Genomic DNA, 20,889 nt, shown 5'->3' with positions numbered 1-20,889 from the left:
ACGCGGCAAAGCCAGTCTAATGAAGGGCTTCGCGCTGTCTAGCCTTACAAAGCATTAATTTTCACTCACCGCACTACGGATTTCGTAGGCTGCACCCTGCTTGTCCAGCAATCTGTCGGCCAGGCCCCGGTGCAGCCGGGCCGCAGTCGAGTCGCCCAGCCGGTCGAGCGTGTCGGCCAGCCGCAGCTCCAGCGCCGCCTGCAGCCGTACGTCCCCGGCCCGCCTGGCCCACTCGACGGCCTCCTGACAGGTGTGCAGCGACTCCTGCGGCCGGCCCGCGTACTCCTGCACCCGGGCCGCCTCGCTCAGCGCCCGCGCCTGGGCCGGCACATCGCCGAGCCTGCGGTACCCGGCTGCGGCGGCCCGCCAGTTCCGCAGCGCCTCGCCGTACCGGCCGGCATAGGTGTGGACGGCGCCGAGCCGCCCGTACAGCCGCGCCTCGTCGGCCCGCTCGCCCTGGGTGAGCCGCTGCGCCAACGCCCGGCCGTACCAGTCGGAGGCCCGCTGGAAGTCCCCCAGCTCGGCGTAGGCACCGCCTACGGATTCCATCGCACGGCCGGTGGCATACGGATCCTTCGCGGCCCGTCCGGCGTCCAGCGCGGCCCGGTAGCGGGTCAGCGCCTCCTGCGTACGGCCGGTCCTGGCATCGAGGTCGGCGAGGTTGAGCAGCGCGGCAGCCCGTTCGCGCGGCAGGTCGCGCCGCTCGGCGACTGCCAGAACCAGACCGTGCAGTCCGTACAGTTCGGGCGCGGCCGCATCGGTGCCCTGGTGCACTGCCAGCGCCCGCACCAGTGCGGCCACCAACCTCCTTGCCAGAGTGTCGAGTTCACCGTCCTCGACAGCGAGCCTGGCCGAGGCCAGCAGGGCGGGACGGCGGATCCGCAGCCATTCGGCGGCCGCATCTGGGTTGGGGAAACGCAGCGAGCGCGGCAGCCCGGCGAGCTTGCGACGGGCCGGGGAACCCTCGGGGTCGGTGACCGCACGGCAGGATTGCAGCAGCCGTACGGTCCGCTCCAGCATCCGGGCCCTGGCGAGCTGGATCTCCGTCGGCCGGTCCCTGTCCTCCAGCAGCGCCCGCAGCAGCGGAGCGAGGCAGCCGGGCACCTCGTACTGCGGCTGGCCGGCCCCATCGGTGTGCAGCAGCCCCAGGGCCACGAAGTCGTCGAGGGTCGTCTGGGCTGCGGAGACGGAGCAGCCGGCCAGGGCGGAGGCCGTGTGGGCGTCGGCGAGTCCGGCGGGGGCGAGCGCGAGCAGTCGCAGTATCCGGGCGGCGGTCGGCGGCAGGGAGTCGTGGACCAGCCGGAAGGCGCGCGCCAACGGGCGGGCGCCGGTGGACTGCTCCGTGTCGTCCGGCAGCTCGCGCAGCTGTTTGGTGACATCGGCGACCGACGCCATGGGGTTGGCGGCGAGCCAGCCGCCGACCATGACCAGGGCGGCCGGCAGGCCGGCGCATTCCTCGGCGAGGGTCTCGGCCGTCCGCGGGTCGACGGTGATCCTGACCTGGCCGATGATGCGGGCGAGCAGCCGGACGGCGGAGCCCGCGTCCAGGCCGCCGATGGTGCAGGGGCGGACACCGGGGATACCGGTCAGCGGGCCCCCGGAGGTGGCGACGACCAGGCAGTCGGGGTTGTCCGGCAGCAGCGGGTCGACCTGTTCCGCGTCCACGGCGTCGTCGAGGAGCAGCAGGGCGCGGCGCCCGGCGAGCGCCTCGCGGACCATTTCGGAGAGCTCGTCCCCGTCCGCGCCGGGCGGCCCCGTCACACCCAGCTGGTCGAGCAGCCTGCGGGCGGTGCGTTCGGTGGGGACGGGTGTGCCGCCGGGGTCGGTGAGCCGGGCCCGGAGCAGGCCGTCGGGATGGTCGCCGGTGGAGAGCAGCAGGCGGGTGAGCTCGCCGGCGAGTGCGGTGCGTCCGGAGCCCGGGCGTCCGGCGATCAGCAGGACCCTGGCACGGGCGGCCTTACGACCGGCCAGGGTGTCGAGTCCGGCCCGCTCGATGTCCGCTCGCAGCGCCTTCAACTCGCGGTCGCGGCCGAAGAATTGGGGTGGAACGGCGCCGGACGGCTCCTCGGTTCCCGCTGCCTTGGCCGGGCCGCTGGTGTCCACCGCCTGATCCGTCACGGGCCACGCTCCACTTCGCTGCACGCGTTGCCCGCCGGGACTCCGGTCAGGGCATTCCGAGCGTAGTTCAGGCGTGCGGACGAATTCCGTGGAGCGTGGCACAGAGGTCCCCCGATCGGATCAGCATCTTTTCCGATCGGAGGATGTCGGTGAACCGTTCAGCGGCCCCCACGGGCTGCTGGACCTCGAACGATGCCCGCGAACGCCGGACCTCGAACCATCCTTACGAACCGTCAGGCCGTCGGCCGTCAGGCCTCGAACGGGCGGGCCGGCCACGGCGCCTCGGCCGGACGCAGCGACTCGATCCCGTCACCGGCGAGCACCGTCGCGAGCGAAAGGACGCCCACCACGAGGCAGTTGTTGTGCAGATCCCCGGCGAGCACCCCCCTCACCAGCTCCTGGAGCGGCACCCGGGCCAGCTCCATGTCGGCCTCCTCCTCGGAGACCGCGAAGCGCTCCCCGTCGGCCTCGGAGAGATTCCGGGCCAGGAAGATCCGTACGGCTTCGTCGCAGCCGCCCGGCGTGGTGTAGACGTCGGTGAGCACCCGCCAGTCCTCGGCCTTGACGTACGCCTCCTCGTAGAGCTCTCGCTGGGCAGCGTGCAGCGGGTTCTCGCCGGGGATGTCGAGCAGTCCCGCCGGGATCTCCCAGAGCTTGTGGCGCACCGGGTGGCGGTACTGCCGCAGCACGACGACCCGGCCCTCCTCGTCGAGCGCGAGCACGGCGACCGAGCCCGGGTGGACCTGGTAGTCACGGCGTACGGCCGTGCCGTCGGGCATCACCACTTCGTCGGTGCGGACGCTGGTCTTGTTGCCGGTGAAGGGCGTCTCGGTCGCGGTGACCTGCCACTCCTCGGGCGTGTCCTGGAAACCCATCTACGTCCTCCCACAAAAAACCGAAACCGGGGCACGCATCCTCAGTGGATCCGTACCCCGGTCAACGTTAATGCCTGCGTACCGCCGGACTACTTGCCCGACGTGGTGCCCTGCTTGCCACCGGCCCCGGCACCCGTCTTGCGTTCGACGGCCGCCTTCACCAGGCCCGCGAAGAGCGGGTGCGGGCGGGTCGGGCGGGAGCGGAGCTCCGGGTGCGCCTGGGTGGCGACCAGGTAGGGGTGGATCTCGCGCGGGTACTCGACGTACTCGACGAGCTTGTTGTCCGGGGACGTGCCGGAGAAGACCAGACCGGCCTTCTTCTCCAGCTCGGCGCGGTAGGCGTTGTTGACCTCGTAGCGGTGGCGGTGACGCTCCTCCACGTACGGCTGGTCGTCGTACGCCTCACGGACCAGCGAACCCTCGGCGAGCTTCGCCGGGTACAGGCCGAGCCGCATGGTGCCGCCCAGGTCGCCGGCGCCCTCGACGTACGCGAGCTGCTCCTCCATCGTCGAGATGACGGGGTGGGAGGTGGCGGCGTCGAACTCGGTGGAGTTGGCGTCGGGGATCTCGGCGAGGTTGCGCGCCGCCTCGATCACGATGCACTGCAGGCCGAGACAGAGGCCGAGCAGCGGCACTTTGTTCTCGCGGGCGTACTGGATGGCGCCGATCTTGCCGTTGACACCGCGGTCGCCGAACCCGCCGGGGACGCAGATCGCGTCGACGTCGGAGAGCTGCCTGGCGGCACCGGCCGACGTCTTGCAGTCGTCGGAGGCGACCCACTTGACCTTGACGCGGGCCTTGTTCGCGAAGCCGCCGGCCCGGATGGCCTCGGTGACCGAGAGATACGCGTCGGGCAGGTCGATGTACTTGCCGACGAGCGCGACGGTGATCTCGTGGTCGGGGTTGTGGACGCGGTCCAGCAGGTCGTCCCAGGTGGTCCAGTCGACGTCACGGAACGGCAGGTCGAGCTTGCGCACGACGTACGCGTCCAGGCCCTCGGTGTGCAGCACCTTCGGGATGTCGTAGATCGACTTGGCGTCCACGCAGGCCACTACGGCGGCCTCGTCGACGTCGCACATCAGCGAGATCTTGCGCTTGATGGCGGTCGGTACGTCACGGTCGGCGCGCAGCACGATCGCGTCGGGCTGGATGCCGATGTTGCGCAGCGCGGCGACGGAGTGCTGGGTCGGCTTGGTCTTGAGCTCGCCGGACGGGCCGATGTAGGGCAGCAGCGAGATGTGCACGACGAAGACGTTGTCCCGGCCGACCTCGTGGCGGACCTGGCGGACGGTCTCCAGGAACGGCAGCGACTCGATGTCACCGACCGTGCCGCCGACCTCGGTGATGACGACGTCGACGTCGTCGGTGGCCATGCGGCGGATGCGGTGCTTGATCTCGTTGGTGATGTGCGGGATGACCTGCACGGTGTCACCGAGGTACTCGCCGCGCCGCTCCTTGGCGATCACCTGCGAGTAGACCTGTCCGGTGGTGACGTTGGCGGACCCGTCGAGGTCGACGTCGAGGAAGCGCTCATAGTGGCCGATGTCCAGGTCGGTCTCGGCTCCGTCGTTGGTGACGAACACCTCACCGTGCTGGAAGGGGTTCATCGTGCCCGGGTCGACGTTCAGATACGGGTCGAGCTTCTGCATGGTGACCCGAAGGCCGCGCGCCTTGAGCAGGGCACCGAGGCTGGAGGCAGTCAGACCCTTGCCGAGGGAAGAGGCGACACCCCCGGTGACGAAGATGTGCTTGGTCGTCGTGGATGTGGGCTGCATAGCCAAAGGGGGCTCCCGTGGTCGCGATCGTGAGGTGCGTACCGGCGTTGCCGTCCGGAGATTCCGGAGGTGCCGTCGCTGCGGTTCGGGGGCCTCGTCTGCTGTTGCGGACGACCACCGGTCCACGGGCTACCAGGGTATCAGCGACAAAGGGAGCCTGCTTCCGGCCACACCCCGCACGCCGACCGCACAAGATCAACGCCGCCCCCTCCCGTCGCACCCGTTCGGCTCAGACGCTTTGATGAGACCGTCGCGCAGATCATCCGGGTGCGTCGTATCCTGCTCGGACACTCGCTCCGGGCGAGGTACCGAGTTCGCAGGTTCCCCCACAACGCCCCCTTGCGACGACCTCATTACCCGCAGTAATGCCCCACGGGGCGACATGGCCGTTCGACTGGAGATGCACGTGGCCGGGCGCATCGAGGATTACGCACTCATCGGAGACATGCAGACCGCCGCCCTGGTCTGCCGGGACGGCACAGTGGACTGGCTGTGCCTTCCCCGCTTCGATTCACACGCTATTTTCGCGGGACTGCTGGGTACCGAGGAGCACGGCTTCTGGCGCCTGGGACCGGCACGGGAGGACGGCGCGGAGCCGCCCTCCGCGGACCGCCGCCGTTACCGCGGGGACTCCCTCATCCTGGAATCGGAATGGGACACACCGCGGGGAACGGTCAGAGTGACCGATTTCATGCCGCCTCGTGACGGAGCACCGCAGGTGATCCGGATCGTGGAGGGGATCAGCGGCCGGGTGCCGATGCGCTCCGAGCTGCGGATGCGGTTCAGCTACGGGCGGGTCACACCGTGGGTGCACAAGGTCGACGGCCGTACGGTCGCCGTCGCCGGCCCGGACTCCGTCTGGCTGGACACCCCCGCCGACACCTTTGGCGAGAACCTGACGACGTACTCCGATTTCACGGTCGCGCCCGGGGACCGGATCGCTTTCACGATCAGCTGGCAGCCTTCGCACCACGAGCCGCCCGGTCTTCCGGACCCCGAGAGTTCGCTGGACGCAACCGCGGACTTCTGGCGTGAATGGGTCGAGCAGTGCACGTACCACGGGCCCTATCGCGAGGCCGTGGTCCGTTCCCTGATCACCCTCAAGGCCCTGACCTACGCGCCGACCGGCGGCATCGTCGCCGCGCCGACCACCTCCCTGCCCGAGGACATCGGCGGCTCCCGGAACTGGGACTACCGCTACACCTGGCTGCGTGACGCCGCGATCACCCTCTCCTCCCTGCTGCGCACCGGCTACCGCGAGGAGGCCCGCGCCTGGCGCGAGTGGCTGCTGAGGGCGGTCGCCGGCGACCCGGAGAACCTGCAGATCATGTACGGCATCGCGGGCGAGCGCGAGCTGGGCGAGGCCGAGCTCGACTGGCTGCCCGGTTACGAGAACTCCGGCCCGGTCCGGGTCGGCAACGGCGCCGCGGGCCAGCTCCAGCTGGACGTGTACGGCGAGGTCACCGAGGCACTGCACCTCGCCCATATGACGGGCCTGACCCGCAACGACTACGCGACGGGCCTCCAGCTGAAGCTGATCGAGTACCTGGAGAAGCACTGGGACGAGCCGGACGAGGGCATCTGGGAGGTGCGCGGCCCGCGCCGCCACTTCGTCCACTCGAAGGTGATGGCCTGGGTCGCCGTCGACCGCACCATCAAGCTGATCGAGTCCGGGGACGCGGAAGGGCCGCTGGAGCGCCTGCGGGAACTGCGCGACCACATCCATCGCGATGTCTGCGACCGGGGCTACGACAAGGAACGCAACACCTTCACCCAGTCCTACGGATCGCAGGAGCTGGACGCCTCCCTCCTGCTGATCCCCCAGATGGGATTCCTCCCGCCGGACGACAAGCGCGTGATCGGCACGATCGAGGCGATCCAGCGCGAACTGTCCACGGAGGACGGCTTCGTGCTTCGCTACCCCACCAAGGGCGAGGACGCGGGCGTCGACGGACTGGAGGGCGACGAGGGCGCGTTCCTGGCCTGCTCGTTCTGGCTGGCCGACGACCTGGCGATGATCGGCCGGGTCGACGAGGCACGCCAGCTCTTCGAGCGGCTGCTGTCCCTGCGCAACGATCTGGGCCTGCTCGCGGAGGAGTGGGATCCCCGGCTGCAGCGCCAGGTGGGGAACTTCCCCCAGGCGTTCAGCCATGTGCCGCTGATCGACACGGCACTGCGCCTGACGGCGAGCGGGGCATACGTCGGCTGACCTCGGGCAGGGGGCGGGCGGCGTGTGCCGGGCCCGCCCCCTGCGGCGAGCGGCATCATCGCAGCGGCCCCCCGCTCTCCGCTCCGGTCACGACGGGCAGCCCCGAAGGCAGCCCCCACTCGCTCCAGGACCCGTCGTACACGGCCAGCTCGCGGTACCCCGCCAGCTCGGCCCCCAGCGTCAGCACGCAGGCGGTGACGCCCGATCCGCAGCTGAAGAACAGCCGTTCCCGCTCCCCGGCGAGGGCGGCGAATGCGGCGCGCAGTTCCTCCACCGGGCGCATCCGGCCGTCGCGCTGGATCTCGCCGAAGGGCAGATTGACCGCCCCCGGCATATGGCCGGCGCGCAGCCCCGGTCGTGGCTCGGCGACCGCGCCGGAGAACCGCCCCCTGGAGCGGGCGTCGAAGACGGCCGCGGCGGGGTCGGCCAGGGCCGCCACCACCTCGTCGCTGCCGACGACCAGCCCCGCGCGCGGCCGAGCTGTGAAGTCGCCGCGCGCCACGGCAGGCGCGGGTCCGGCGTCCTCCAGCGGCAGTCCGGCGGCGGACCAGGCGGGCAGACCACCATCGAGCACCGCGGCCCGGTCGAAGCCCATGGCCCGCAGCATCCACCAGGCACGCGCACTGGAGTAGATGCCCGCGGCGTCGTAGACGACGACGGTGTCGGTGTCGTCGACGCCGAGGGAGCGCATCTCCTCGGTGAACCGGTCGGCGTCGGGCAGCGTGTGGGGCAGTGGTCCGGAGTGGTCGGACAGCGCCCCGTCGATATCGAAGGGCCGCGCTCCCGGAATCCGCTGCTCGGAACCCCGGTACGCGCCCACCGAGGCATCGAGGACCACCGGCCCGCGCTCGCCCAGCCGCGCCGCGAGCCAGTCGGCCCCGACCAACGGGCCGGGCAGATGGCCCGAAAGGCCTTCTTGGCCCGAGTACGCCGATATGTCGTCGCTCACATCTGCTCCAGCTCCAGGTCCGGGTACGAGGGCCACTCGGCCCGAACCGCGCGGCGGTCACAAGATCGCAGCGGCCTCGGCCCGTGTCAACAGCGGCTCGATGCCCTCGGGCATGCCGAAAGCGGCTGATCGATGCCACGGCCCCCGGTCGGCGGACTCCGCCGACGGCTCCCCGACGACGCCTCCGGCGCCCGGGGCCGGTACCTTCCTGAATCAGGGCGACTGTCCGCCCGACCCGAGTGGAAACGCGAGGCCAGAGCAGTGGAGACCCAAGGCGGAATCACCGTGCAGCGAGCCCTTGAGCTGCCGGGGCTGCGCAGCGGGCTCCCGGAGGTGGTGGCCGGCGCGGACCGGCTGAACCGTACGGTGCGCTGGGTGCACGCGGGCGAGGTCCCGAACATCGCTTCGCTGCTCAAGGGTGGTGAGCTGCTGCTCACCACCGGTCTGGGGCTCGGCACCCGCCCCGCCGAGCAGCGCGCCTTCGTCCGCAGGCTCGCCGACCGCGGCATCGCCGCCCTGGTGGTGGAGCTCGGACCGCGCTTCAGCAGGCTGCCCGCGTCGATCGTGGACGCCGCCCGCGCGGCCGGTCTGCCGCTGGTGCAGCTGCACCGCGAGGTGCCGTTCGTGACGGTGACCGAGGAGATCCACACCGAGATCGTCAACGGTCACTACGCGCTGCTTCGGCAGGCGGAGGACGTGCACCGGCGGTGTACGGAGGCGCTGCTCGGCGGCGGCGGGGTGCCCCAGGTGCTGGGCATCCTGGCGGACTTCACGGCCAACCCGGTCTTCCTGGAGACGGCGGACGGCCAGTTGCTGTACGCGGCGGGCCCCGGGTCCGGCCCGGTGTCCGCCGATCCGCTCCAGGTGTGGGACGGGATGCGCGGCGACCGGGCGGCCCGTGAGACACCGCCCACCGGTTCGGTGCTGGTGGATGTGCCGGGCGGTGGCCCTGGAACCGGTTCGGTACGGGCCAGGCTGGTGCTGCTGGCCGTGGCCGGTCCGCTGGTGACGGTGCACCGGATGGCGGCGGAGCGGGCGGCCGGCATCCTCGCCGTCGTGCTGATGCAGGCCCGCCAGGAGGAGGAGCTCGCCGCGCGCGGCCGGGGCGACTTCCTGACGGATCTCGCCGAGGGCCGGATCACTCCGGAGGACGCGCCGGCGCAAGCCCGCGTACTGGGTTTCAAACCGGGTGAGATGCCGCTGCTGCCGGTGGTCATGCGGCTGGCCCCCGAGCTGTCCGTGTCGGGGAACTGGGCGCTGCTGGCGCGGGCGGTGCTGGAGGAGCTCTCGTCGGTGGGTGTTCCGGTGCTGCTCGGTGTACGGCCCGTGGAGGGCCGGGTTCCGGTGCTGCTGGGGCTGAGGTCCGAGACGGAGCGCACGGCGGTCGCGGACCGGGTCGCGGCGGCGCTGCGGGCGGGTGTGGAGCGGGCCGGTCTGGAGCGTGCGGGATCGCATCCGCCGGTCGTGGTGGTAGGCGTGGCGGGTGGCTGGGCGGCGGCCGGTGCGGGGCTGCGGCACGCCGCGGAGACGGCGACGGCCGCGCACGGTCTCAGCGACCGGCCCTGGTACGACGCCCGGCGTCTGGACATCGATCTGCTGCTGTGGCGGCTGCGGGACCATCCGGATCTGGCTGCGTTCGTGGACCGGGCGATCGGCCCGCTGCGCGATCACGACCGCACCTCTCGCCCTCCGCTGCTGCCGACGCTGGAGACGTATCTGGCCCACGCGGGCCGCAAGGCGGAGACGGCGCGCGAACTGCATCTGAACCGTCAGACGCTGTACAACCGGCTGGCCCGCATCGGTGAGCTGCTCGGCACCGACCTGGACGACCCCCAGGCGGTCCTGGCGCTGAGCCTGGCCCTCCGGGCCCGCCGCCACACTTCGTAGTTCCGGACCCGTCCGACGAGCAGCCGCTCACCGCGTCCGCGCCACCGCCAACGGCTTCGTCAACTCGTCGTAGATGCTGAGAACTTGAGCGATCGTGTCGTCCTCCGTCGGCCAACCCGCAGCCTGCACACGCCCCGCGGCCACCAGCTCCGCGCGCCGCTCCGGATCGCCGAGCAGCCTGACCACCGCCCGCGCGAGCGCCTCCGCATTCCCGTAAGGCACGAGCTCCGCCCCGTCCCCCACGAGTTCGGGCACCCCTCCGACCGCGGTGGCGACCAGCGGAACGCCGAGCCGCAGCGCTTCCTGGGCCAGCACCGAGCGAGCCTCCCACCGGCTGGACAGCACGGCCAGATCGGCGGCGGCGAGAAGTTCCCCGATGTCGTCGCGGCTGCCGATGAGCCGGACGGGCAGCCCCTCGTTCCTGATCCGGCGCTGCAGGGCGGCCCGCTCCCGCCCCTCCCCCACGATGATCAGCAGCGGTACGGGGTCGAGTTCGCGCCATACTCGTGCGGCATCGAGCAGCATGTCGTACCCGTGATGCGGTACGAGACTCCCGTACGTGACGATCAACGACCTTTCCACCACGCCGAGTTCGGCCCGCGCCTTGCCTTCGTGGGCACCGGTGGACACGCGCGGAACGGGGGCGGAGACCGGCGAGAGCCGGGCGTCGCGCGCTCCTCGGTGGCGCGCCCGGTCGACCAGGTCCGATGTCGTACCGAGCACAACTGCCGCCGCGCGGGCCGCTCTTCGCTCCATCAGATGAAGCAGCCGGCTGCTGGCGCCCTCGGCGTGGGCGCGAGCGTGCCAGGTGACGACCAGCGGGATTCGGCGGCCGCCGAGCGCAAGAGCGGCGCGCACGGCGGCGTGCAGACCGTGCGCGTGGACCACGTCCGCCGTCAGGCAGGCGGTACGCAGCGCGGCGACGGCGGCGGGATCACTGCGCCGCGGCACGGGGGCGAACCGGGCACCCGCGCCGGAGAAGTCGTAGGCGTGGTCCAGTTCGGCCGGGGCACAGACGGTGACGTGCACGCCTCTCGCCACCAGTCCTGCGGCCAGCGAGCTGACGTGGGCGCTGCTGCCCGCGCTGCCGCCGCCCAGGACTTGGACCGTACGCAGCTGTGACACGTTGAATGGCTCCCGGGGCTCCCGAGTGGGCGGTGATGGCACCGCCAAGGATGCCAGTCCGTACGCACGTTCCGGCACAGTCGAGCCACTGGCCCGCTGCGTACATCAGCAACCGGCCCCGACGCACCACTCGCACGGGTGATGAGGCGGCGCGATGTTGCCGCGTCCGCGGCCCCCGCGACGGCGGCTGCGACGGCACCGGACACTGCGGCTCTGCTGAACGCTCCCATGCGGGCCAGGCTACGCAGCGGCCGGCCGGGTCCGTCCGGCGGGCGCTGCGTCCGTACATCTCCGGGCGGGCTCGAATGACAAGCCCGCCCGGAGGCGGAGCACGAACGCGCGCCCCTCGGCCGCGAGGCCCCTGTTACCCGTCCGCCCGCGCCGCGGCCAGCAGCTCCTCCGCATGGGCCCGGGCCGTCTGCGAGTTCTCCTGTCCCGCGAGCATCCGGGACAGCTCCCGCACCCGGTCCTCGCCCTCCAGGACCGTGACCCCGCTGCTGGTCACCGACCCGTCCACCGTCTTCTCGACCAGCAGCTGCCGGTCCGCGAAGGCCGCCACCTGCGGCAGGTGCGTGACGACGACCACCTGCGCGGACCTGGCGAGCTTTGCCAGCCGCCGCCCCACCTCGACGGCCGCCTTGCCACCGACGCCCGCGTCGACTTCGTCGAAGAGGTACGTGGGTACGGGATCGGAGCCGGCGAACACCACCTCGACGGCGAGCATCACCCGGGACAGCTCACCGCCCGACGCGCCCTTGGCGATCGGCCGCGGCTGGGCACCGGGGTGCGGGGCCAGCAGAAGCTCGACCTCGTCGGCGCCGGACGGCCCGTAGACCACACTCCGCCCGCCGATCTCGATACCGGATGCCTCGTCCGCCGCCTCGGTCTGCCGGATGTCGAAGGAGACCCGGGCGTGCGGCATGGCAAGGGATGCCAGCTCCGCGGTCACCGCCTCGGCGAAGCGCTCCGCCGCCCCTGTACGCGCATCGGTCAACGCCTGCCCGAGGCCCGAGAGTTCGGCGCGCAGCGCATCGCGCTCCGCCGTCAGCTCGCCGATGCGGTCGTCGTCGCCCTCCAGCTCGGTGAGCCGGGCGGCCCCTTCCTCGGCCCAGGCGAGTACGGCGGTGATGTCCTCGCCGTACTTGCGGGTGAGTCCGGTGAGTGCGGCTCGCCGCTCCTCCACCGCGGCGAGCCGCAGCGGATCGGCGTCCAGCTGGTCGGCGTACCCGGCCAGTTCGCCCGCCACATCGGCGAGCAGGATCGAGATCTCGCCGATCCGGTCGGCGAGCGCGGCCAGCGCCGGATCGTGGGCCCGTACAGCGTCCAGGGACCGTCCGGCGGCCGCGACCACGGTCGTCGCGTCGACGCCCTCCGGGTCCTCCGGGTTGCCCGCGAGCGCGGTGTGGGCGAGGGCCGCCGCGGAGGCGAGCGCTTCGGCATGGCCGAGCCGCTCGGCCTCGGCGGCCAGATCGCCGTCCTCACCCGCGAGTGGTTCGACCGCAGCGATCTCGCCCAGCCCGAAGCGCAGCAGATCCGCTTCCTGAGCGCGTTCGCGGGCGCGCGTCGTCAGCTCGTCGAGCTCCGTGACGACGGCCCGCAGCCGCCGGTAGGCCGCCGCGTACTTGGCGTGCGGCACGGTGACACCGTCACCCGCGTACCGGTCGAGGGCCTGCCGCTGCCGCGCGGGCTTGAGCAGCCCCTGCTGGTCGGTCTGGCCGTGCACGGCGACGAGTTCGTCGGCGAGTTCGGCGAGCACCCCCACCGGCACGGACCTGCCGCCGAGATGCGCCCGGGAGCGCCCCTCCGCGGAGACGGTGCGGCTGATCAACAGCGCGCCGTCGTCGAATTCGGCCCCGGCCTCCTCGGCCCGCAGGGCCACGGCGTCGCGGTCGGACACCGTGATCCGCCCCTCGACGACCGCGGCCTTGGCCCCGATCCGTACCAGGGCAGGATCGGCACGCCCACCGAGCAACAGCCCCAGGCTGGTGACGACCATGGTCTTGCCCGCGCCGGTCTCACCCGTCACCGCGGTGAAACCGGGCGACAGCTCGACCACCGCGTCGTCGATGACTCCGAGCGACCGTATCCGCATCTCCTCCAACACGGACATGACCTTACGAGGTCCGGGCCCCGATGTGCGACGGGCCCCGCCCCCCGGGGTTCACTCTCCCGTGTGCTCCTGAAGCATTCGCACCGCCTCCGGGGTAATGTCCGCCGGTCAGTGCGGCGCGCCCCGCCACCCCGAGACGGGCAGTGCGAACTTCGCCACCAGCCGGTCCGTGAACGAGGCGTGGTGCAGCCGGGCGAGCCGTACGGGCACCGCACCGCGCCGCACCTCGACCCGCGCCCCCGCGGGCAGCTCCACGGTCCTGCGCCCGTCGCACCACAGCACTCCGTGCGGAGTGTGCTGCTGGACCTCGACGGCGAGCACCGAGGTCGGCGAGGTCACCAGTGGCTTGGCGAACAGCGCGTGGGCGCTGATCGGCACCATCAGCAGCGCCTCGACCTCGGGCCAGACGACGGGGCCGCCCGCCGAGAAGGCGTATGCGGTCGATCCGGTCGGGGTCGCGCAGACGATCCCGTCGCAGCCGAACCCGGTCACCGGCCGGCCGTCGATCTCCAGGACCACTTCCAGCATCCGCTCGGGCGACACCTTCTGCACGGCCGCTTCGTTGAGCGCCCAGTCGGTGTGGACGATGTCGCCGTTGCTGTGCACGACGACGTCGAGCGTCATCCGTTCCTCGACCTGGTACGCCCGGGTGACGACCCGGTCGACGACCTTGTCCAGGTCGTCCCGCTCGGCCTCGGCGAGGAAGCCGACCCGGCCGAGGTTGACGCCGAGCATCGGCACCCCGGAGGCGCGGGAGAGTTCGGCGCCGCGCAGCAGCGTCCCGTCCCCGCCGAGCACGATCAGCAGCTCACAGCCGTCCACGGCCTTGGGCGTGGTATCCGTGACCGTCTCGACGGACGGCGGCAGCGGGAGATCGGCCGCCTCGGTGGCCAGCACCCGTACGCCGAGACCGCTGCGCAGCAGTCCCTGTACGACCAGCTCGGCGCTGCGGATCGCGGCCGGGCGGCCGGTGTGTGCCATAAGAAAGACAGTTCGTGCCGCATTCGTCGTCAACGAGGCCCCTCCGCCACTGCACGGTCGACATCTGCGGGATCCAGCTCAGGTGCTCCGGCCCGCAGCCACAGAAAGTACTCGACATTTCCCGAGGGCCCCGGCAGTGGACTCGCCGTCACCCCCCTCACTCCGAGACCCAGCGCCCAGGCCCGGCGCGCCACCTCCCGTACCGCTTCGGCGCGCAGCTCGGGGCTGCGCACCACGCCACCGCTGCCGAGCCGCTCCTTGCCGACCTCGAACTGCGGCTTGACCATGAGGACCAGGTCCGCGTCCGGGGCGGCGCAGCGTGCCAGAGCGGGCAGGACCAGCCCCAGCGGGATGAACGACAGATCGCCGACGACCAGGTCCACCGGCTTCCCGTCGATGGCCTCCAGTGTCAACTCCCGTACGTTGGTGCGGTCCTTGACGGTGACGCGCTCATCGGACTGGAGCGACCAGGCGAGCTGCCCGTAGCCGACGTCGACGGCGACGACATGACCGGCGCCGGCCCGCAGCAGGACATCGGTGAAGCCACCCGTCGACGCCCCGGCGTCCAGCGCCCGCCGCCCCTCGACCTTGAGCCCGAGGGGCACGAAGGCGGCGAGGGCACCGGCAAGCTTGTGCCCGCCGCGCGAGACGTACTCGGGGTCGCTGTCGTCCTTGATCACGACGACAGCGGCGCTGGTCTCGACCTGAGTGGCGGGTTTGGTCGCGGTGTTTCCGCCGACGGTCACCCGCCCTGCGGCGATCAGCTGGCTCGCATGCTCGCGCGAGCGGGCGAGCTTACGGCGTACCAGCTCGGCGTCGAGGCGGCGACGTGCCACTCCTGCCACGTTCGGTTCAGCTCCTGTTGTTGTACGAGGGCATCGGTGCGGGTGCGGGCCTGGCGTCCAGCGCGGTCAGCGCTTCGCGCAGCCCACGGTGTACATCCTCGTACACCTCGATGTGTCCGTCCGCCGGGAGGTGGTCCGCATCGGCGAGACGCTCCAGCCGTGCGTCGACCTCGGCGTTGCCGGTGGGGGTGCGTACGACCCCGAGGGGCGCGGGTGCGGCAGGGTCGGCAGGGGTGACGGCTGCCGGGGCCACGCCCTCGCCGGACGGGTCCTCCGCCACGGCCACGGGTTCCGCTCCGGGCGCTGTTCCGGCTGCCGTCCCGAACCCGGGCATCGAGTCGCTCATGCGGGAAACGCTACCGCGAAGGGCTGCGGTACCGTCGGTCACGATGGCGACCATGGCGGAGTGCCGCAGCGCACTCGAGAAACTTTCCGACAACCTCGCAAGGGCCGACGGCGACGTGCGCAGCGCGGCTGCCCTCGACCGCTCGCTGAGCTGTCACATCAAGGACCTTGACATCACCTTCACCGGCCGGCTGACCAACGGCCGGATCCAGGTCCTGGACACGGCCGACGGCCCGCCCGGGGAGAAGGCCGAGATCCGGCTCGCGATGACCGGCGACGACCTGGTGGCCATGGTGAACGGCGAAATGAACTTCGCCAGGGCATGGGGCGCGGGCCGGGTCCGCCTGGAGGCCGGCTTCCGCGACCTGCTGAGACTCAGGTCGCTGCTGTAGCCGCGGGGCGGGCCCGCTTCCCGGCCGGTCCCGCCACTGAGGACAGGTCCCCGTCCGGTCAGCCGGCTGCCGGCACCCCGGCAGCCGGCTTGCCCTGCACGCCCACCGCCCCGCGGCGCGGCTTGCGCGCGGCCGGCACCACCAACGGCGTCCCGGTCTCCGGATCGTCGATGACCTGGCAGCGCAGCCCGAAGACCCGCTCCACCAACTCCGCGGTGACGACCTCGCCGGGTGCCCCCTCGGCGATCACCTCGCCTTCCCTCATCGCGATGAGGTGCGTGGCGTACCGCGCGGCGTGATTCAGATCGTGCAGGACGGCCACCAGGGTGCGCCCCTGCGTCTCGTGCAGCTCCGCACAGAGGTCGAGAACGTCGATCTGGTGCTGGATGTCGAGGTACGTCGTCGGCTCGTCGAGCAGCAGCAGCGGCGTCTGCTGGGCGAGCGCCATGGCGATCCAGACACGCTGCCGCTGCCCGCCGGACAATTCATCGACATGTCGATCGGCAAGCGCATCGACTCCGGTGGCCGCCATCGATTCCTCGACGATGCGTTCGTCGTCCGGCGACCACTGGCGCAGCAGCCCCTGGTGCGGATACCGGCCGCGCCCGACGAGGTCGGCGACGGTGATGCCGTCCGGCGCAATGGAGGACTGCGGCAGCAGCCCGAGCGTCTTGGCGACCTTCTTGGCCGGCATTCCGTGGATCGTCTGCCCGTCCAGGAGTACTCGCCCGCTGTTCGGCTTCAGCATCCGCGAGAGCGCGCGCAACAGGGTCGACTTCCCACAGGCGTTGGGGCCGACGATCACCGTGAACGAGTTGTCGGGGATCTCGACCGAGAGATTCTCCGCGATGACCCGCTGGTCGTAGCCGAGGGTCACCGAGTCCGCGGTGAGGCGCTGCATGGTCGTACTCCCGGAGTCGGAGGTGATCGGGTGCGCAGGGTTTCCCCCCGCCACGAGCAGAGGCCGCGGCCGACGCCCGGTCGCCCGGCGGGTCGGCCATCCGGACGGCGACACACCGAGCAGAACAAAGTTAGGTTAGCCTACCCTCCTTTTGGTTCGAATCGCCGGGAGTCGCCCTTCACAGCCCCAGCCTGGCGACCGCCTTCCCCGCGTCCAGCCGGCACGAGCCGTCTCCGGCGTACGACCACGCCGCCCCACAGAGCGCCCGCAGCCCGTCGAGCACGTCCCCGTCCCCTTCGAGCACCAGGTCACCACCGCGCACCGAGGCCGTCCAGCCACCGCAGCCGAACCCGTCGCCCGCCCGCACCACCTCGGGCTGCCCGGTCAGCAGACCCCGCAGATCCGCGTCCACGTACGTCGGCCGGTGCTTGGGCTCGGCGGCCACCAACTGCGCCGCGTCCGTCACCCCGGTGAGCACCAGCAGCGAGTCCACACCGCCGTTGAACGCGCCCTCGATGTCCGTGTCCAGCCGGTCCCCGACCACCAGTGGGCGCTCGGCCCCGGTCCGCAGCACCGTCTCCCGGTGCATCGGAGGCAACGGCTTCCCGGCGACCTGCGGCTCGGCCCCGGTCGCGATCCGTACGACCTCCACCGCCGCACCGTTCCCGGGCGCGATCCCCCGGGCACTGGGAATCGTCAGATCCGTGTTGGACGCGAACCACGGCACCCCCCGCGCAATCGCGTACGCGGCCTCGGCGAACCGACCCCACGTCATGTCGGGCCCGCCGTACCCCTGCGCCACCGCGGCCGGCTCGTCGTCAGCCGATTCCACCGGCACGAGACCGCGCTCCCGCAGCGCGACGCGCAGCCCCTCGCCACCCACCACCAGCACCCGCGCCCCGGCCGGCAGCTGATCGGCCATCAGCCTGGCCACTGCCTGCGCCGAGGTGATCACATCGGCAGGCTCGGCGGGAACCCCGAGTTCGGTCAGATGCTCGGCCACCGCGGTCGGGGGCCGCAGGGCATTGTTCGTCACATACGCCAGGTGCATCCCACCGTCCCGCGCCTCTCCCAGCGACTCGACGGCGTGGACGATCGCGTGACCGCCCGCGTACACCACCCCGTCGAGATCGAGCAGCGCCGTGTCGTACGCCTCGTTCAACGCGGTGCTGCTGCCGCTCGGCCTGGTCCTGCTCGCCTGACTCATTCTTTGCGCTCCTCATTCCATGCTTCTGTCCCGATCATCGCGCATCCCGGCCGCGCACATACCATGCAGAAATGAACACATCAGGTCCGGCCGGGCAGGGACTGCGTCTGCTTCCGTTCCGTGGACTGCGATACGTCCCCGAGCGGGTCGGCAGCCTTGCCGCGGTGACCTCACCGCCGTACGACGTCGTCGTGCGCCCCGACGGGTTGCACCACCTGGAGTCGGCGGATCCGCACAACATCGTCCGGCTGATCCTGCCGCAGGCCGACACGGCCGCTGCCCGCCACACGCAGGCCGCCGAGACCCTGAACAGCTGGCTGGCCGAGGGCATACTCGCTCCCGATCCCGAGCCCGCGCTGTACGTCTACGAACAGAGCAGCGCCGAGATCCTGCAACGCGGCATCGTCGGCGCGCTGGCGCTCTCCTCCCCCGCCGACGGCATCGTGCTGCCGCACGAGGACGTGATGGCCCATGTCGTCGAGGACCGGGCCAACCTGATGCGCACCACCGCGGCCCATCTCGAACCGCTGCTCCTCACCTATCGCAGCGAAGGCCACCCGACCGGCGCCACCGCCGTCATCGAACGCACCATCCATCGGCCGCCGCTCCTCTCCACCACCACCGAGGACGGCTACAGCCACCGGCTCTGGGCGGTCACCCACCCGGCCGACCGGGCCGAGATCGAGGCCGATCTCGCCCAGCACCAGGCCCTGATCGCCGACGGCCACCACCGCTGGGCCACCTACCTCCGCCTCCAGCAGGAGCACACGGCTCCCGGCCCCTGGGACTTCGGCCTGGTCCTCCTCGTCGACACGGCCCGCTACCCGCTCCGGGTCCGCGCCATCCACCGGCTGCTGCACCGCTTCCCGGTCGCCGACGCACTCGCCGCGCTGAACGGCCTCTTCCGCATCCGCGACATGGAAGGTCCGCTCCCCCGGGCCCTGGACGCTCTCGCCGAGGCGGCCGCGCGAGGCAACGCGTTCCTGCTTGCGGGCGACGGTGGCTTCCACCTCATCGACCGTCCCGACGCCGGCCTGCTGTCCCGAACAATTCCGGCCGACCGTCCGACCGCCTGGCAGACCCTCGACGCGACGGTCCTGCACGCGGCTCTGCTCGACCACGTCTGGGAGATCCCCGACGCGCCGGAGCACATCGCGTACATACACGACACCGCGGCCGTCGTCGAACAGGCCGAACGTCACAATGCCACGGCGGTCCTGATGCATCCGGTACGTGAGGAAGTCGTCCGGGATCTCGCCCGACAGGGCGTCACCATGCCCCGCAAGTCGACTTCCTTCGGCCCCAAGCCGGCGACCGGTCTGGTCCTGCGAAGCCTCACCCTCGACTGACCCCCACGGCAACAAAAAAGGGCGGCACCCCTTCCGGAGTGCCGCCCTTGCTCATGCCTTACGACTCGGACGTACCGTCCTCGTCGTTGTCCTTGCCGTCGCTCTTGTCGTCATCCGCAGCGTCGGCCGGCGCCGGAGCGGCGTCGTCCTCGTCCTCGTCCTCGTCCTCACCGAGGGCATCGACGAACTCGACACCGTCCAGCTCGGCAAGCCGGTCCGAGGCATCGGTGGCGCCGTCCTTGTCGGCCTCCAGCGCCTTCCCGAACCACTCACGCGCCTCGTCCTCGCGCCCCGCCGCCAGCAGCGCGTCCGCGTACGCATAGCGCAGCCGCGGAGTCCACGGGTGCACGGCGTTCGAGGCGAGCTCGGAGCTCTGCAGCGTGACGATGGCGGCATCGATCTGCCCCATGTCCCTACGGGCCCCGGCAGCCACCAGACGCATCTCGACCTGACCGGCCTTGTCCAGCTTCTGCACCTCGGGCTCGCCGGCCATGGCCATCGCCCGCTCGGGCCGCCCGAGTCCACGCTCGCAGTCGGCCATGACGGGCCACAGCTCCACGGAACCGGTCATCCGCTTGGCCGCCCGGAACTCCGCCAGCGCCTCCGAGTACTTCTGCGTCGCGTACGCGGCAAACCCGGCCGCCTCACGGACAGCAGCAACTCGCGAGGCCAGCCGCAACGCGATCCGCGAGTACGCGTACGCCTGCTCAGGGTCCTCGTCGATCAGCCGGGCCACCATCACAAGGTTCCTGGCTACATCCTCGGCCAGGGTCTTCGGCAGGCTCATCAGCTCCTGCCGCACGTCCTTGTCGATCTCGTCACCGGTGACGTCGTCAGGAATCGGAAGCCGCTTGATGGGCTCACGGTCCCGGTCATCACGCCGCTCGTACCCACCACGGTCGTCGCGCCCGCGGTAACCATCCCGGCCTCCGCGGTCGTCCCGCTGCCCGCGGTAACCCCCGCCTCGGCTGTCGTCCCGACGGAACCCACCGCCGGAGCCACCACCACGGCTGTCATCCCGGCGGTAGCCGCCACCACGGCTGTCGTCGTCGCGGCGGGGGCCACGCGGCCGGTCATCGCGCCGCTCGAACCCGCCCGCAGGACGCCCACCACGGTCGTCATCACGCCGCGGACCACGGTAGCCACCACGGTCATCGTCCCGACGCGGACCACGGTCACGATCCCGGTCATCACGACGGAACCCACCACCGGCACCACCCCGGCTGTCATCACGACGGAAACCGCCGCCGGAGCCACCACCACGATTGTCGTCCCGCCGCGGTGCACGATCCCGGTCACGGTCGTCGCGGCGGAAACCGCCGCCGCTTCCGCCTGTGGGCCGGCTGTCGTCACGCCGGTAGCCACCACGGTCGTTGTCCCGGCGCGGTCCGCCGGAGCGGTCGTCACGACGGCCGCTGAAGCCGCCTCGGTCACCACCGTCCCGGCGACGCGGCTCGCGCTCCGAACGATCGTCGGGAGAGTTGGTGGACATCGTGTGACTCCTGTCATCAGGTACTACAAGACATTCTCGCGCAGCCGGACACCCGACGCGCTTTGACAAAACAAAAGGACCCTTGGTCCCAGCGTGAACGCTGGGACCAAGGGTCCTTGAAAGATTGTTCGGCGGCGTCCTACTCTCCCACAGGGTCCCCCCTGCAGTACCATCGGCGCTGAAAGGCTTAGCTTCCGGGTTCGGAATGTAACCGGGCGTTTCCCTAACGCAATGACCACCGAAACCCTATCGGGTTCTAGCGAACAAGCACACTTTTCAATTAAGTAGTGAAGCTGTTCAACCGGTGCGACTGTTCGCAACCCGGGAAC

General features: G+C 71.3%; 17 protein-coding genes and 1 rRNA gene. 4 read left to right on the top strand and 14 right to left on the bottom strand.

Features of this window, described 5'->3' with window-relative positions; genetic code table 11:
• Positions 1 to 54: 54 nt before the first annotated feature.
• The 3 genes from GA0115254_RS03430 to GA0115254_RS03420 form a co-directional block, all read right to left on the bottom strand.
• Positions 55 to 2,118 (bottom strand): tetratricopeptide repeat protein, encoded by a 2,064-nt coding sequence (locus tag GA0115254_RS03430; protein ID WP_093893767.1) that lies wholly within the window; start codon positions 2,116 to 2,118, stop codon positions 55 to 57.
• 248 nt (positions 2,119 to 2,366) lie between these two features.
• A complete protein-coding gene (locus GA0115254_RS03425) occupies positions 2,367 to 2,993 on the bottom strand; it encodes an NUDIX domain-containing protein (protein ID WP_093893766.1) in 627 nt (208 codons plus the stop codon).
• An 89-nt stretch (positions 2,994 to 3,082) separates the two neighbouring features.
• Positions 3,083 to 4,768 carry a CTP synthase gene (locus GA0115254_RS03420; protein ID WP_093893765.1) on the bottom strand — a complete coding sequence of 562 codons (1,686 nt, stop codon included), beginning with the start codon at positions 4,766 to 4,768 and terminating at the stop codon, positions 3,083 to 3,085.
• 406 nt (positions 4,769 to 5,174) lie between these two features.
• Here GA0115254_RS03420 and GA0115254_RS03415 point away from each other — a divergent pair, with 406 nt between their 5' ends.
• Entirely contained in the window at positions 5,175 to 6,977 is a 1,803-nt protein-coding gene (locus tag GA0115254_RS03415) for a glycoside hydrolase family 15 protein (RefSeq protein ID WP_093893815.1), read from the top strand.
• A 55-nt stretch (positions 6,978 to 7,032) separates the two neighbouring features.
• On the opposite strand, the gene GA0115254_RS03410 is transcribed toward GA0115254_RS03415, so the two are convergent.
• Entirely contained in the window at positions 7,033 to 7,926 is an 894-nt protein-coding gene (locus tag GA0115254_RS03410; RefSeq protein WP_256102377.1) for a sulfurtransferase, read from the bottom strand.
• Positions 7,927 to 8,187: 261 nt separating this feature from the next.
• Here GA0115254_RS03410 and GA0115254_RS03405 point away from each other — a divergent pair, with 261 nt between their 5' ends.
• A complete protein-coding gene (locus tag GA0115254_RS03405; protein ID WP_093893764.1) occupies positions 8,188 to 9,813 on the top strand; it encodes a PucR family transcriptional regulator in 1,626 nt (541 codons plus the stop codon).
• Between the two features lie 27 nt (positions 9,814 to 9,840).
• Here GA0115254_RS03405 and GA0115254_RS03400 read toward each other — a convergent pair whose 3' ends face one another.
• The 5 genes from GA0115254_RS03400 to GA0115254_RS03380 all read right to left on the bottom strand — a co-directional run bounded on the left by GA0115254_RS03400 (position 9,841) and on the right by GA0115254_RS03380 (position 15,220).
• Positions 9,841 to 10,938: a glycosyltransferase family 4 protein gene (locus GA0115254_RS03400; protein WP_093893763.1), complete on the bottom strand. Its 1,098-nt coding sequence runs from the start codon at positions 10,936 to 10,938 to the stop codon at positions 9,841 to 9,843.
• 364 nt (positions 10,939 to 11,302) lie between these two features.
• Positions 11,303 to 13,048 carry a DNA repair protein RecN gene (gene recN, locus GA0115254_RS03395; RefSeq protein WP_093893762.1) on the bottom strand — a complete coding sequence of 582 codons (1,746 nt, stop codon included), beginning with the start codon at positions 13,046 to 13,048 and terminating at the stop codon, positions 11,303 to 11,305.
• A 108-nt stretch (positions 13,049 to 13,156) separates the two neighbouring features.
• Positions 13,157 to 14,062: an NAD kinase gene (locus GA0115254_RS03390; protein WP_093893761.1), complete on the bottom strand. Its 906-nt coding sequence runs from the start codon at positions 14,060 to 14,062 to the stop codon at positions 13,157 to 13,159.
• Positions 14,059 to 14,874, bottom strand: a complete 816-nt coding sequence (locus GA0115254_RS03385) for a TlyA family RNA methyltransferase (RefSeq protein ID WP_093893760.1) — start codon at positions 14,872 to 14,874, stop codon at positions 14,059 to 14,061. The genes GA0115254_RS03390 and GA0115254_RS03385 overlap by 4 nt, the downstream gene beginning before the upstream one ends.
• Positions 14,875 to 14,881: 7 nt before the next feature.
• On the bottom strand, positions 14,882 to 15,220 hold the full coding sequence (locus tag GA0115254_RS03380; RefSeq protein WP_256102376.1) for a hypothetical protein: 339 nt from the start codon (positions 15,218 to 15,220) through the stop codon (positions 14,882 to 14,884).
• A 43-nt stretch (positions 15,221 to 15,263) separates the two neighbouring features.
• Here GA0115254_RS03380 and GA0115254_RS03375 point away from each other — a divergent pair, with 43 nt between their 5' ends.
• Complete coding sequence (locus tag GA0115254_RS03375) at positions 15,264 to 15,611, top strand: SCP2 sterol-binding domain-containing protein (RefSeq protein WP_093893759.1); 348 nt, start codon at positions 15,264 to 15,266, stop codon at positions 15,609 to 15,611.
• Between the two features lie 58 nt (positions 15,612 to 15,669).
• On the opposite strand, the gene GA0115254_RS03370 is transcribed toward GA0115254_RS03375, so the two are convergent.
• Both GA0115254_RS03370 and GA0115254_RS03365 read right to left on the bottom strand, forming a co-directional pair.
• Positions 15,670 to 16,512, bottom strand: coding sequence for an ABC transporter ATP-binding protein (locus GA0115254_RS03370; RefSeq protein ID WP_093893758.1), 843 nt, complete (start codon positions 16,510 to 16,512; stop codon positions 15,670 to 15,672).
• Positions 16,513 to 16,690: 178 nt separating this feature from the next.
• On the bottom strand, positions 16,691 to 17,719 hold the full coding sequence (locus tag GA0115254_RS03365; protein ID WP_093893757.1) for an HAD hydrolase-like protein: 1,029 nt from the start codon (positions 17,717 to 17,719) through the stop codon (positions 16,691 to 16,693).
• A gap of 71 nt (positions 17,720 to 17,790) precedes the next feature.
• Between GA0115254_RS03365 and GA0115254_RS03360 the strand changes: the two genes are divergently transcribed.
• Positions 17,791 to 19,068 carry a DUF1015 family protein gene (locus GA0115254_RS03360; protein ID WP_093893756.1) on the top strand — a complete coding sequence of 426 codons (1,278 nt, stop codon included), beginning with the start codon at positions 17,791 to 17,793 and terminating at the stop codon, positions 19,066 to 19,068.
• A gap of 58 nt (positions 19,069 to 19,126) precedes the next feature.
• On the opposite strand, the gene GA0115254_RS45155 is transcribed toward GA0115254_RS03360, so the two are convergent.
• The 3 genes from GA0115254_RS45155 to rrf form a co-directional block, all read right to left on the bottom strand.
• Positions 19,127 to 19,855, bottom strand: coding sequence for a tetratricopeptide repeat protein (locus GA0115254_RS45155; RefSeq protein ID WP_218105506.1), 729 nt, complete (start codon positions 19,853 to 19,855; stop codon positions 19,127 to 19,129).
• Complete coding sequence (locus GA0115254_RS45150; RefSeq protein WP_218105505.1) at positions 19,855 to 20,421, bottom strand: hypothetical protein; 567 nt, start codon at positions 20,419 to 20,421, stop codon at positions 19,855 to 19,857. Before GA0115254_RS45150 ends, GA0115254_RS45155 begins: the two co-directional genes overlap by 1 nt.
• A gap of 265 nt (positions 20,422 to 20,686) precedes the next feature.
• Positions 20,687 to 20,803, bottom strand: a 5S ribosomal RNA gene (gene rrf / locus GA0115254_RS03350).
• Positions 20,804 to 20,889: the final 86 nt, after the last annotated feature.

This window comes from Streptomyces sp. Ncost-T10-10d (genome assembly GCF_900091955.1).
Lineage (GTDB): Bacteria > Actinomycetota > Actinomycetes > Streptomycetales > Streptomycetaceae > Streptomyces.
Note: the sequence above shows the minus strand (reverse complement) of the source record. Positions and strands in the feature narration are given on the sequence as shown.